The organism is Isoalcanivorax pacificus W11-5, from assembly GCF_000299335.2.
Classification (GTDB): Bacteria; Pseudomonadota; Gammaproteobacteria; order Pseudomonadales; family Alcanivoracaceae; genus Isoalcanivorax; species Isoalcanivorax pacificus.
In genome coordinates, this window is sequence record NZ_CP004387.1 from 2,660,962 (window position 1) to 2,674,861 (window position 13,900).

Below are 13,900 nucleotides of genomic sequence, written 5' to 3' on the forward strand. Positions count from 1 at the left end.
AGAATGTCATATCGCTTGCAATCGTGATGGCGGTCCCACCTTCCGTGACGCAAGATAAGGCAAAGTTCTGGTGTTGCTCGTCACGGTAAAACAGGAGCTTCTATGATCGATCTCTACACCGCCGCCACGCCGAATGGCTGGAAAGCCTCGGTCACGCTTGAAGAGATGGGCCTGCCGTACAACGTCATTGCGCTGGACCTGATGAAGGGGGAGCAGAAAAAGCCCGGTTTTCTGAAGATCAATCCCAACGGCCGCATCCCGGCCATTGTCGATCATGACAACGGTGATTTTCCGGTTTTCGAATCCGGTGCCATCATGATCTACCTGGCGGAAAAGACCGGCATGCTGATGCCTGCCGACGCCAAGGGGCGTTCACAGGTCATCCAGTGGCTGATGTTCCAGATGGGCGGCCTCGGCCCGATGATGGGCCAGGCGAATGTGTTTTTCCGCTACATGCCGGAAAAAATCGAAGTCGCTATCGACCGCTACCAGAACGAATCGCGCCGCCTGCTGACCGTGCTCGACACGCGTCTGGCGGACAATGAATTCCTCGCCGGCGACTATTCCATCGCCGACATCGCCAACTGGTGCTGGGCACGCACCCATGCCTGGTCCGGCGTGGACATCACCGGGCTGGATCATCTCAAGCGCTGGCTGGATCAGATCCGCGCCCGTGCGGCAGTGGACCGGGGTGTGAAGGTACCGGGGGAGCCGGAACCGGCGAAGGTGCTGGAAGCGGCAAAAACCATCGTGCAGAGATAGAAGGCGTCGGACGCTAAAAGAACAACACGGAATCAACCGCCGGGATACTGTGGCAGCAAGTTTTTTGCGTCCGACGTCAGACGTCCGACGTCCGACCGCCCCCTTCCTCCACGGTCCTCACCCGATACTCCCCCTGCTTGTCTTTCGTCCGCGCCATGCGCGCCAGCGCCTTGCGATATGCCCGCGCGCCGATGGCATACAGCATTGCCTGCCCACCGGGCACATAGCGCCACATCCAGTACGACACCCGCCCCAGCCCTTTCAGCAGCTTGATGCCGGCGTATTCCCCGGCATCCTCAATCTCCATGCCGGTCACGTATTCATTGCCGGACAGCCAGCGGCAGCTTTGATACAGGAACTTGCGCGCCATCGGTTCGCTGACGCCGGCCATGCGCCGCGCCGCACTGGCGGCGACGTTGTCCATGACCTGGCGCGTACGCGCATCGAGCCGTTCCGGGCGTGCCTGGTGCTTGAGGCTGGCGAGAAAAAACGATTGCTGATCCGGCACGGAGTCCGGCAGCACTTCCGCGCGGATACCGAGCACATGGCCGGTATAGCGCCAGAGCAGATTGAAGGAAGCCAGTTCGCGGTCGTTGAAATGGATATTCATCATCGCCAGGCTGCGAATATTCAGATAGCCGAACAGACCCAGCGTAATGGCCAGGTCCTGCTGGTTGATCGGCACCTCGACCGGGTGGGCAAAGCGGCCGCTGTCGACCAGGAAGCGGCGGATCGCCGCGTGCAGCATGCGCACCCGCATCAGCAGTTCGTGCCCTTCCCCGCCCGGCTCCAGGTTGCCCGGGAAGGCCATGCGCAACACCATGGCGGCGGTTTCATCCAGCCGCCGGCTGGAATCGCCACTGAGCATGCCGGTCATCGAGGTCACCAGCGCCATCTTCACAAACACGGCACCGCCCACCAGGCTGCCGGTAAACAGCGCAATGCCCATGTTGACCGGAAACGCCGCCAGCATCCGCTGGCCGGTACGCATGGCCTCGAAGTCCGCCCACTCGGGTATGTCATTGCAGGCGTCCAGAAACGCCTGGTACACACCGCCTTCCTGCGCGGCGCGCTCGCGCACGACGCCCAGCAGATCGTGAAAGCCGGTCAAGGCACCTTCCGCCGCCAGCGCGGCCACCACCTCATCCGCCAGCGGGTCCCCCTGCGTGCGCAGCTGGTCGAGGTACGCCTCGGTATAGGGCGGCGTGAAACGCAGCGAATCGCGGGCCGGGATGGTACCCAGTGGCGGCAGGACGGTGGTAAGCATGAACTTCTCCAGTGACAGGCAACGCCGGGGACGCGGTGCTGACGATAAACAGCGCCGGCAAAACCGGCTGGTTCTGGCGCTCACATTGCCGCCGGGCAGCCCGCAGGGTCAATGACCACAAACATGGCGCCTGCCGATAGTTCCGGTCACGTATACCGATCCGGGCGAATCGTTCCCCCGCCCGGCAGGCGCGTTGCCGCCCTGCTATACTCGCCCGCCCCGTGGACTACCGCCGCCGACGCCATGACCCAGGACACCGATCTGACTGCCGCGAAACTGAATCACGAAACCGCCCGCATCGACTGGCGCGCATTGCAGCCCTTCTTTGCCCGTGGGCAGACGATACTGGTGCAGCCCGGTCTTGATCTGGTGGCCGTGGCCACGGCCTTTGCCGGCGACCAGCGCGACACCGTAGCGGCCTGGATGGACGCCGGCGAGGTCATGCGGGTCAGCGATACGCAGGCGGCAGCCTGGTCACAGACCAATGCGGAGATGTGGGCAGTGGTGGTCGCCCCCTGGGTATTGATACAGCCGGCCGCCTGAACGAAGGCGGGTGAGGCAGAGTTACCTGCCTCACCCGCGTGTCATTCCTGCGCACTCTCTGCGTTATGTGGGCGCTGTGCGTGCAGCAGCTTCAAGCCGCCTTGTGCGCTCTGTCTGCCCGGAGGCCGGCATCCCTGCCGGAAAGCGTCCCTGCCAGAAAAAGAGGCCCGCCGGGGAAGCGGGCAATGTCATTACAGGCCGAAAAGGGAACCTCCGTGTTGCCCGGCGCATCCATGCCCCACCAGACTAGACTGCCGGGCGCCGTCTGAACGCAGGCAAATGCCGTCAGTTTCTGTAAGCCTTTGCCTACATCGCACGCAGGACATTCGCCACATTGCACGGTGACATTATCCTGTTACCCCTGCCAGGACCGCTCCAGCCAGAATTCCGGCAAGGGATCCCCACGGCGGTCATAGAGCCGGTAGCGGAAACCATCGCGGGTCACGTCCACGCGGGCAAAGGCATCCCGGCTGTACAGGCCTTTCAGCAGTTCCACCCGGTAGCGGGACCAGAGCCCGCCGGTCGCCAGCCGGCCCTTGCCGTCCACCATCGGCGAGTACCAGCGGAAAGCCATCAGCGCGGTGGGCCAGAACAGCCCGGAGCAGACCAGGTTATACATCGTCACATCCTGGCCGCCCTGGCGGCTGTGCAGCGCCGCCACCAGCGAGGCATGCACATCGCCGGACAGGAACGCCACCCGTTGCAGCCGGTTGCGCCGGATCACTTCGAGAATGCGTGCACGCTGGGCGACAAACCCTTCCCATGCATCCTTGCGGCGGAACCACCGGCGCTGGTCGGGAAACACCACCACCGGCGACACGATCAGCTTCACCCGGTCGCTGCCGTCGAGCAGCCAGTCGACCAGCGCCTGCTCCTGCCGCCCGGAAATCATCATGCGCTCACGCGCTGTCTCCGCCAGATGCCGTTCGGTGCGCACATCCATCACGAACATGTCCACACAGCCACGGCGAAAGCTGTACCAGAGATGGTCCGGGTCGCAGTCGAGGTAGCGGCCGCTCGGGTCCAGCGGCATCGCCGGTCCGTGCGAGGCCTGGTAGATCTGGTATGCCTTCAGCGCTGCCGGCAACTTGCCGACCCAGTCTTCCTTCGAGGCACTGGCCGGCCAGTTATCCTCGATCTCGTGATCGTCGAGGATCATGTAGGTCGGCGTGGTCGCCATCAGCTCGCGCATGTTCGGCTGGCCAAACACCTTGCGGTACAGCGACAGGTATTGCTCTTCCGCGCTGATGGCACCGAGCCGGTTCAACGGGTCAGCGTAAATCTGGTCCCCGCACAGCATGACGAAATCCACATCGCCATACTGGCGCTGGTGAGTGAGCATGGCGCCGAACGTCTTGTCGGCGCGGTCGTCGGATACCAGCCCGTTGAGATCGAAAAACCGGTAGCAGCAGGAACCGAACAGGAAACTCACCGGCGCCGTGTCGTCCGCCGGTGCGGTGCGAAAACGGCCTGGCGTGATACGCGCCCAGTCCAGCTGCTCCCCGGCCACGTTCTCATCCGTCACCCAGCCGGCGCGGTACTCGTACTCCACACCCGGTAACAGGTCATTGAGCACCACCACGCCACTGCCGTCGAAATTGCTGTTCATGCGAAATGCCAGCGGCAACGTCCAGTCCGTTTCCCCCTGCCCCGGCACAGGCCGTGGCCGCCACTGGATGCGACCGAGCATGGCCTTGCCGCGTGCCGTCGCAGCGGCAATGTCCGCGCGCCCCAAAATACGTACCGAGGTGCGGCCGCAGTCACCCACCAGCGGCCCTACCGAAAATGCAGCCACCTGCATTGTTGTCCCCTTCTCCTTCAGATTCCTGTTATCCGGACACCCTCAGCAGGCCCCCGCCCTTCCCTGATATAAAAACAGCCGTGCGTGCCAGAAGGCCGATGCCCGGGGCACCAGGCCAATGCCGGCCACACGCCGTGATGATTAAAATTGTCGCCGCCGCACGTGACGGCTAGGATTGCCTATAGGAAAAAAGACTCAGAAGCCTGAGCACACTTATATCACCGCCGTGTGGTATTCCCAAACAGGGCCAGGCATGGTGCGGGCAATACGCCCGACACCCTGAACGAGACCAATACATGGATATGCGGGTAGCCCGGCAGGTTGTCATCCGACCAACACCCCCATCACACCCGGCCCGATACCTGGCTGGCTGGTGTCTGCTTTTGCTGACCCTGCTGGGCGCCCTGCCCGCCAGCGCTGCACTGCTGCTGGACAACAGTACGCCGGCACACCCTGACGCCCATACCCATGCCCGCTGGCTGTGCGGGCCGGCCGACACGCTGCCCAGCCCGGAAACCCTGTTGCCACACCCGGACCAGTTCGCCTGGGCCGCCGTCGGCGACGCCACGCCGAATCGCGGCTTCACCACCGACCACTGCTGGTTCCGCCTGCCGCTGCAACGCGCCCGCGACGCCGACACCCCCTGGCTGCTGCAGGTGCGCTATCCGCTGCTCGCCCGTGTCGACCTGTTCCTGCGCCAGGCCGACGGCCGCATCACCGACCGGGCCAGTGCCGGGCTGGACCTGCCTTACCACACCCGCCCGGTCGCCTGGCAGCAACCAGCCTTCCCGCTGACTCTGGCCCCCGGCGACACTGCCGAGGCCTTCCTGCTGGCCAGTTCCGCCTACAGCCTGCAAGTACCGATAACGGTGATCACGCGCGACGCCTTCAACGACAGCGCACAGCAGACCATGCTGATCCAGGGCCTGTTCTTCGGCGGCATGGTGGTCATGATCCTGTACAACCTGTTCCTGTACTTCTCGATCCGGGAAAAGGCCTACCTGCTGTACGTCGCCTGGTCACTCACCATCACGCTGTTCATGGCCATCCTGCATGGCTTCGCCCAGCGCTTCCTGTGGCCGGGCAATGTCACCCTCAGCAGCTACATGATGGTCTACCTGCTGCCCTTCATCGTGCTGCTGCCGGCGCTGTTCACGCTGCACTTCCTGGAGCTGGGCCAGCGCGCGCCGATGCTGGCGCGCCTGCTGCGGCTGCATGTGGTGATCGGCACCACGCTGCTGCTGCTGACCCCGTTCGTGCCTCGCCACTACATCATCCCCGTGGATGTCGTGTGCATCCTGGCCATGGATGCCTCGATCCTGCTGGTGGGGCTGCTGCGCACCCGTGCCGGCGACCCCGACGCGCGCGTGTTCACGCTTGCCTGGCTGTGTTTCATTGCCGGCGCGGCCACCATGTCACTGAGCAAGTTTGGCGTGCTGCCGCGCAACCTGTTTACCGAGTACCTGGTGCAGGCCGGCGTGTTCATTGAGGTGGTGCTGCTGTCGCTGGCGCTGGCCAACCGCATCAACCGGCTCAAGGAAGAACATTCCACCTCCATTCACGAAAAGGCGCGCGCGGAAATGGAAGCCTTCAAGGCCGGCGCCCGCAACCAGGCCAAGAGCGAATTCCTGGCCACCATGAGCCATGAAATCCGCACGCCCATGAACGGCGTGCTGGGCATGACCGACCTGCTGCGGCGCACGGCGCTGAACAACCAGCAGTCGCAGTACGTCGACACCATCTACCAGTCCACCCAGTCACTGCTGACGGTCATCAACGACATCCTCGATTACTCACGCATCGAGGCCGGCAAGCTGGAGCTGGAAAGTGTCGACGTCAGCGTCGAGAGCCTGGTGGACGATTGCGTGTCGCTGTTCTCGCTGCTGTCCAGCGAGCGGCAGTTGCCGATCTACACCTACCTCGACAGCCGCGTGCCGGAAGTCATCCGTACCGACCCGGTGCGCCTCAAGCAGATCATCACCAACCTGCTCAGCAACGCCTTCAAATGCACCGAGCAGGGCCAGATTGCACTGCACGTGGCGGTGCGCCAGCCGCCGGACAACAAGGGCCAGTGCGTGCTGCTGTTCGAGGTGTCGGACACCGGCAGCGGCCTGGACGACAGCCAGAAGCAGCACCTGTTCAAGGAATTCAGCAATATCGAGCAGCGCTCCTCCACCCGCCGCAAGAGCGGCGCCGGGCTGGGGCTGGCGATCAGCAAGCGGCTGTGCGAACTGATGGGCGGCGAGATCGGCGTCAACAGCGCACCCGGTCGCGGCGCCACCTTCTGGTTCACCATCCATTGCCGGCAGATCAGCTCGCCGGGCACGCTGCGCGCGCTGCATGGCAAACGGCTGCTGATCGTCGACCCGTCGCCGCCGTTCAGCCTGTCGGTGTCACAGATGGCATCGCGCTGGGGCATGCAGGTGGACGACTGCCGCAGTCTCCATGACGCCGCCACCCGGCTGGAACAGGCCACCCGCCGTACGCCGTTCGATGCGCTGCTGGTGAACCAGTGCTTCAAGGACGAGCTGTACCAGATCCCGATCGAGCTGCGCCCCTCCGCGCTGTTGCTGACCGGTGCCACCGGCGAGATACCCGCCGCCGGCGTGGCGGCCGGGGCCGTGGCCATCGAAACACCGATCCGTGCCCGCTTCCTGCGCGAGGAGCTGTACAACCTGCTGGTGCCGACGCGCGTCAGCCACACGCCCCCTGCCAGCCAGGCGGTGGACGAAGACAGCCTCGACAAACTCCACGTGATGATCGTCGAGGACAATGCCGTCAACCAGCTGGTGATCGACAGCATCCTCAAGACCGCCGGTATCCGCGCCACCGTGGCCAGCAACGGCCGCGAGGCCCTGACCCGGGTCGAGCAGTCCCCGCGCCACTGGAACGTGATCTTCATGGACTGCGAGATGCCGGAGATGGACGGCTACGAGGCCACCCGGCACATCCGCACCCTGGAGCGGCAACACAACCGGCAGCGGAGCTGGATCATCGCCCTGTCCGCCCACGCCTCCGGCGACTACATCCAGAAGGCCCGCGATGCCGGCGTGGACGATTACCTGTCCAAGCCGGTGTCCCGCGACCAGGTGATCGACGCCATCCGCCGCTCTACCCTCAGCGATGGCGAAATCGTCCAGGACACCGCCGACTGACAGCGCCGCCCCGCCGCACGCCCTGAAACGTGAAAAACCGGGCGCCGACCAGTATCATGGGCGCCCCGCCACCGCCGACGGATTCAGCCTTACATGAGCCACACGCCCCGCAAGATCCTGGTTACCAGCGCGCTGCCCTATGCCAACGGTTCCATTCACCTGGGTCACATGCTTGAACACATCCAGACCGACATCTGGGTGCGGTTCCAGAAAATGCGCGGCGAACAGTGCATCTACGTCTGTGCGGACGACGCCCACGGCACCGCCATCATGCTCAAGGCCGAAGAGCTGGGGCTGCCGCCGGAAGACTACATCGCGCAGGTCAAGGCCGAGCACGAGCGTGACTTCGCCGGCTTCCTGATCCGCTACGACCACTACCACAGCACCCACAGCGACGAAAACCGGGTGCTCTCGGAACTGGTCTACACCCGCAACCGCGATGCCGGCTACATCATCGAGAAAGAAATCACCCAGCTCTATGATCCGGTCAAGGGCATGTTCCTGGCCGACCGCTTCGTGCGCGGCACCTGCCCCAAATGCGGCGCGGCCGACCAGTTTGGCGACAACTGCGAAGTGTGTGGCGCCACCTACACCCCCGCCGAACTGAAAGACCCGTATTCCACCATCAGCGGCGCCGCCCCGGTGGAAAAACAGAACATCCAGCTGTTCTTCAACCTGCCGCGCTTCGACGCCATGCTGAAAACCTGGCTCGACAGCGACGCCCTGCAGGACAGCGTCGCCAACAAACTGCGCGAATGGGTCGATGCCGGCCTGCAACCCTGGGACATCAGCCGCGAAGCGCCCTACTTCGGCTTCGAGATTCCCGGCTGGCCGGGCAAGTACTTCTACGTCTGGATGGACGCGCCGATCGGCTACATGGCCAGCTTCAAACATTACTGCGACCAGCACGGCCTCGACTTCGACGCCTTCTGGCGCGAGGGCAGCGACACCGAGCTGCATCACTTTATCGGCAAGGACATCGTCAACTTCCACGGCCTGTTCTGGCCCGCCATGCTCGAAGGCGCCGGCTTCCGCAAGCCGACTGCACTGCATGTACACGGCTTCGTGACCGTCAACGGCGCCAAGATGTCCAAGTCGCGCGGCACCTTCATCAAGGCCAGCACCTACCTGCAGCATCTGGACCCGGAATACCTGCGCTACTATTTCGCCGCCAAACTCGGCAAGGGCGTGGAAGATTTCGACCTGAACCTGGAAGACTTCGTGCAGCGTGTCAACGCGGATCTGGTCGGCAAGGTGGTGAATATCGCCAGCCGCACCGGCAACTTCGTGCACAAGTTTGGTGGCCGGCTGTCCGCCACGCTGGACAACGAAGCGCTGGTGCGTGAAGTGCAGGCCGCCGCGCCGCGCATCGCCGCCTTTTATGAACAGCTCGAATACGGCAAGGCCATGCGCGAAGTAATGGCGCTGGCCGACAAGGCCAACCAGTACATCCAGGAACAGGCGCCCTGGTCACTGGCGAAAGACGACAGCCAGGCACAGCGCGTACTGGAAATCTGTTCCGCCGCAGTGAACATCTTCCGCCTGCTGGCGCTGTACCTGAAACCGGTGCTGCCGGCGCTGGCGGAGAAAGCCGAAGCCTTCCTGCAGGTGGCACCGCTCACCTGGCAGGACGCCGACCAGTTGCTCGGCGAGCACGCCATCGCCCGCTTCAACGCCATGCTCAATCGCATCGACAGCAAGCAGATTGACGCCATGCTCGGTGCTTCAAAAGAGGACACTGCCGCCGCGCAGCCGGCCGCCAAGCCGGAGAAAAAAGCGAAGACAGCGCAAAAAGCTGACGACGACGATGCGCCCATCAGCATCGACGATTTTCTCAAGGTAAAACTGCGCGTGGCCCGTATCCTGAAGGCCGAGCACGTCGAAGGCGCCGACAAGCTGCTGCAACTGACGCTGGACATCGGCGAAGGCGAAACCCGCAATGTGTTTGCCGGCATCAAGGCCAGATACAGCCCGGAACAGCTCGAAGGCCGACTCACCGTCATGGTCGCCAACCTGGCCCCGCGCAAAATGAAATTCGGCCTGTCCGAGGGCATGGTGCTGGCCGCCGGCCCCGGCGGCAGCGACATCTTCCTGCTCAGCCCCGATGACGGTGCCGAGCCCGGCATGGAAGTGCGCTGAGTCGATGAGCCGTTCGCCCGCCCTGCGCGTCATCGCCGGTGACCGCGCCCGCGCCCAGATCGAACGCGATGGCCTGCGCCCGCAGGACATCCGCGTCATGGTCGGCGCCAGCGGCGGGCCAAAATGGCTGGCGCTGGCGAAGCTGGACGAGCACCTGTTCGGCGATTTCTTCGCCGGCGAACGCGTCGAGCCCCTGCACCTGATCGGCTCCTCCGCCGGCGCCTGGCGCTTCGCCTGTTTTGCCCAGGCCAACCCGGCTGCCGCCTCGCGCCGCTTCGCCGAGGCCTACCAGCACATCTGCTACGCGCCCGGCATGGGCTTCGAGGACATCACCCGCCACACCCACACCCTGCTGGATGTGGTGCTACCGGATGACGCCGCCGCAAAGCAGGTGCTGACCAACCCGCACATCAAGCTCAACCTGATCGCCGCCCGCGCGCGCGGTCTGAACGCCGCCCGCGCCCGTGGCCTGCAAGCCGCCGGCCTGGGCCTGACCGCACTGGCCAACGCCGTGCACCGACGCGCCCTCGGCGGTTTCTTCGAGCGCGTCCTGTTTCATGCCGCCGACCACCAGCCGCCCTTCTACCAGCTCAGCGATCTGCCTACCCGACAGGTTGCGCTGGCGGAGAACAACCTGCGCCCAGCGATCCTGGCGTCGGGGGCGATCCCGCTGGTGCTCAGCGGCATCCCTGATATCCCCGGCGCCGGCCCCGGCATCTACTACGATGGCGGCGTCACGGATTATCACTTCGACATCCCGTTCAGCCAGGACGGGCTGGTGCTGTACCCGCACTTCTACCCCACCATCACTCCCGGCTGGTTCGACAAGGGCCTGAAATGGCGCCGCGCCAACCCGCGTCACTACGACAACGTGGTGATCCTTTGCCCCAGCGACGACTGGGTCGCCCGCCTGCCGCAGGGGCGCATCCCCGACCGCCGTGACTTCACCCGCATGCCGGACGACGTCCGTATCCGCGAATGGGGCGAAGCCATGCAGCGCTCCGAACAGCTGGTGGAAGATTTCCAGCGCCTGGCCAGCGGCGACCTGAGCGCATTGCGCGCCTGATCCGGATCACGATTCTGCCCGCAACTGGTTGAAAAACCGGCAATCAATCATCGTATTGCATTGAAAACGCCACACCTGTCCCCACCCCTGCCTGACGCCGGGGCATGGCTTGTGGCCTGCAAGCCGTATGATTGGCAAAACCAATTACAGCCATACCAGCTATCCATTATGAATATCGGGACAAGACCCGTATTCTGTACCCCGTCACGATGACAACACTTCGAAGGAGCAACGACATGTCAGTAATCAACACCGAAATCAAACCGTTCAAGGCCCAGGCATTCAAGGACGGTAAATTCATCGAAGTCACCGAAGCCGACCTGAAAGGCAAATGGGCCGTGTTCTTCTTCTATCCGGCTGACTTCACCTTCGTGTGCCCGACCGAACTGGGCGACGTGGCCGACCATTACGCAGAATTCCAGAAGCTGGGCGTGGAAATCTACTCCGTCTCCACCGACACCCACTTCACCCACAAAGCCTGGCACGACGCGTCCGACACGATCCGCAAGATCAAGTACACCATGCTCGGCGACCCGACCATGCAGATCAGCCGCAACTTTGAAGTACTGCGCGAAGACCAGGGCCTGGCCAACCGCGGCACCTTCATCGTTGACCCGAACGGCATCATCCAGACCGTGGAAATCACTGCCGAAGGCATCGGCCGCGACGCCGAAGACCTGCTGCGCAAAGTGAAAGCAGCGCAATACGTTGCCACGCACCCGGGTGAAGTGTGCCCGGCCAAGTGGAAAGAAGGCGAAGCGACCCTGGCCCCGTCCCTGGACCTGGTCGGCAAGATCTAAGCGGCTTCTGCACCACCGCCCGGGCCTGCCGGCCCGGGCATTTATCACCCGATTCAATTGCTCATGGAGAACGCCAGCATGCTGGACGCCAACCTCAAGACCCAACTGCAGACGTACATGGAACGCATCAGCGAGCCGTTCGAGATTGTCGCGTCCCTTGATGATGGCGACAAATCCAGAGAACTGGCCGAACTGCTGCGCGATATCGAAGGCATGTCCGACAAGATCAGCCTGCGCGAAGACGGCGACGACGCCCGTAAACCGTCGTTCAGCCTGAACCGTGTCGGCGGTGACATCAGCCTGCGCTTCGCCGGCATCCCCATGGGCCACGAGTTCACCTCGCTGGTGCTGGCCCTGCTGCAGGTGGGCGGCCACCCGCCGAAAGTCAGCGACGAGGTGATCGCACAAGTGAAGGCGCTGCAAGGCGACTTCCAGTTCGAAACCTACTTCTCACTGTCCTGCCAGAACTGCCCGGACGTGGTCCAGGCATTGAACCTGATGGCAGTGCTGAACCCGAACATCAAACACGTCGCCATTGACGGCGCCCTGTTCCAGGCCGAAGTCGACGAGCGCCAGGTGATGGCCGTGCCGAGCGTGTTCCTCAACGGCGAAGCCTTCGGCCAGGGCCGCATGGGCCTGGAAGAAATCCTCGCCAAGCTCGATACCGGCGCCGCCGAACGCGATGCGGAAAAACTGTCCGCCAAGGAAGCCTTCGATGTGCTGGTCGTGGGCGGTGGCCCTGCGGGGGCTGCCAGTGCCATCTACGCGGCCCGCAAAGGCATCCGCACCGGCGTTGCCGCTGAACGCTTTGGCGGCCAGGTGCTGGACACCATGGCGATCGAAAATTTCATCTCGGTCACCGAGACCGAAGGCCCGAAACTGGCCACCGCGCTGGAACAACACGTGCGTGAGTACGACGTGGACATCATGAACCTGCAACGGGCCGAGCAACTGATCCCCGGCACCGACGGCGGCCTGCACGAAGTGAAATTCGCCTCCGGCGCCAGCCTGAAAGCGAAGACCCTGATCCTGGCCACCGGCGCCCGCTGGCGCGAAGTGAACGTGCCGGGTGAGAAGGAATACCGTGGCCGTGGCGTGGCCTACTGCCCGCACTGCGACGGCCCGCTGTTCAAAGGCAAGCGCGTGGCAGTAATCGGCGGCGGCAACTCCGGCGTGGAAGCGGCCATCGACCTGGCCGGTATCGTCGAGCATGTGACACTGCTGGAATTCGACAGCAAGCTGCGCGCTGATGCCGTGTTGCAGAAAAAACTGCACAGCCTGAAGAACGTAACCGTGATCGTCAGCGCCCAGACCAGCGAGATCACCGGCGACGGCACCCGCGTCAACGGGCTGGTGTACAAGGACCGCAACAGCAATGAAGAGTACCGCGTGGACCTGGCCGGCGTGTTCGTGCAGATCGGCCTGGTGCCGAACACCGACTGGCTGAAAGGCACTGTGGAGCTGTCACGCTTCGGCGAGATCATCACCGATGCGCGCGGCGAAACCTCCGTCCCCGGCATCTTTGCCGCCGGCGACGTGACCACCGTGCCCTACAAGCAGATCGTGATTGCCGTCGGCGAAGGCGCCAAGGCATCACTCAGCGCCTTTGATTACCTGATCCGCCATTCGGTTGACGTCGCGGCCTGATCACCTCCACCACACACAAAACCACCCCGCGCGGCAACGCCGGGGTGGTTTTTCCGTTCCGCTTCACATTCCCACCCCACCCACGGAACTTGCTCCCTGTGCTGTGTCACACCTGACAGGACATCCCAGCCCGCCACGGCGGGCGTGCCGCCCATCAGGAGGACAGTCATGAGCATTGAGCATCCGACACTGAAAGGAAAACGCGTCGCGCTGCTGGTCACCGACGGCTTTGAACAGGTGGAACTGACCAGCCCGAAGGAAGCACTGGAAAACGCCGGCGCAAAAGCCGACATCATTGCCGACCAGCCGGGCGACGTGACCGGGTGGCATCACACCGACCCCGGTGACCACTTCAAGGTCGACAATACCTTCGACAAGATCCAGCTGGACGACTACGACGCCGTGGTGTTGCCCGGCGGGGTGGTGAATGCCGATCACATCCGCATGGACGATGCCGCCATTACCTTTGTGCAGGGCGCGGTGGGCGCCGGCAAGCCGATTGCCGTCATCTGCCACGGCGCCTGGCTGCTGATTTCCGCCGGGGTGGTGAAAGGCAAGCAGATCACCAGCTTCCCGTCGCTGAAAGACGACCTGAAAAACGCCGGCGCCGACTGGCGCGACGAAGCACTGGTGCGCGACGGCAACCTGATCAGCAGCCGCAAGCCGGATGACCTGCCGCAATTCAACGAAGCACTGGTGTCCGCGCTGGCAGCGTGAACC

At 63.7% G+C, this 13,900-nt stretch carries 10 protein-coding genes; 8 read left to right on the forward strand and 2 right to left on the reverse strand.

The window, feature by feature from the left end:
• Positions 1–102 precede the first annotated feature (102 nt).
• Positions 103–762, forward strand: coding sequence for a glutathione S-transferase family protein (locus S7S_RS11805; protein WP_008736915.1), 660 nt, complete (start codon positions 103–105; stop codon positions 760–762).
• 76 nt (positions 763–838) lie between these two features.
• On the opposite strand, the gene S7S_RS11810 is transcribed toward S7S_RS11805, so the two are convergent.
• Positions 839–2,029: an oxygenase MpaB family protein gene (locus S7S_RS11810; RefSeq protein WP_008736913.1), complete on the reverse strand. Its 1,191-nt coding sequence runs from the start codon at positions 2,027–2,029 to the stop codon at positions 839–841.
• A 243-nt stretch (positions 2,030–2,272) separates the two neighbouring features.
• Between S7S_RS11810 and S7S_RS11815 the strand changes: the two genes are divergently transcribed.
• A complete protein-coding gene (locus tag S7S_RS11815) occupies positions 2,273–2,572 on the forward strand; it encodes a DUF2288 domain-containing protein (RefSeq protein WP_008736912.1) in 300 nt (99 codons plus the stop codon).
• Between the two features lie 355 nt (positions 2,573–2,927).
• Here the strand turns inward: S7S_RS11815 and S7S_RS11820 are convergent, their stop codons facing one another.
• A complete protein-coding gene (locus S7S_RS11820) occupies positions 2,928–4,373 on the reverse strand; it encodes an alkaline phosphatase D family protein (RefSeq protein WP_008736910.1) in 1,446 nt (481 codons plus the stop codon).
• Between the two features lie 383 nt (positions 4,374–4,756).
• Between S7S_RS11820 and S7S_RS11825 the strand changes: the two genes are divergently transcribed.
• The 6 genes from S7S_RS11825 to S7S_RS11850 all read left to right on the forward strand — a co-directional run bounded on the left by S7S_RS11825 (position 4,757) and on the right by S7S_RS11850 (position 13,897).
• The gene (locus S7S_RS11825; RefSeq protein ID WP_008736908.1) at positions 4,757–7,528 is read left to right on the forward strand and encodes a hybrid sensor histidine kinase/response regulator; all 2,772 of its coding nucleotides are present in this window, start codon (positions 4,757–4,759) and stop codon (positions 7,526–7,528) included.
• A 93-nt stretch (positions 7,529–7,621) separates the two neighbouring features.
• The gene (gene metG / locus S7S_RS11830) at positions 7,622–9,667 is read left to right on the forward strand and encodes a methionine--tRNA ligase (protein WP_008736905.1); all 2,046 of its coding nucleotides are present in this window, start codon (positions 7,622–7,624) and stop codon (positions 9,665–9,667) included.
• A gap of 4 nt (positions 9,668–9,671) precedes the next feature.
• Positions 9,672–10,733 (forward strand): alpha/beta hydrolase, encoded by a 1,062-nt coding sequence (locus S7S_RS11835; protein ID WP_008736902.1) that lies wholly within the window; start codon positions 9,672–9,674, stop codon positions 10,731–10,733.
• Positions 10,734–10,969: 236 nt separating this feature from the next.
• Positions 10,970–11,533, forward strand: coding sequence for an alkyl hydroperoxide reductase subunit C (gene ahpC, locus S7S_RS11840; protein ID WP_008736901.1), 564 nt, complete (start codon positions 10,970–10,972; stop codon positions 11,531–11,533).
• 78 nt (positions 11,534–11,611) lie between these two features.
• Positions 11,612–13,180, forward strand: coding sequence for an alkyl hydroperoxide reductase subunit F (gene ahpF, locus S7S_RS11845; RefSeq protein WP_008736899.1), 1,569 nt, complete (start codon positions 11,612–11,614; stop codon positions 13,178–13,180).
• Between the two features lie 168 nt (positions 13,181–13,348).
• The gene (locus S7S_RS11850; RefSeq protein WP_008736897.1) at positions 13,349–13,897 is read left to right on the forward strand and encodes a type 1 glutamine amidotransferase domain-containing protein; all 549 of its coding nucleotides are present in this window, start codon (positions 13,349–13,351) and stop codon (positions 13,895–13,897) included.
• Positions 13,898–13,900 lie beyond the last annotated feature (3 nt).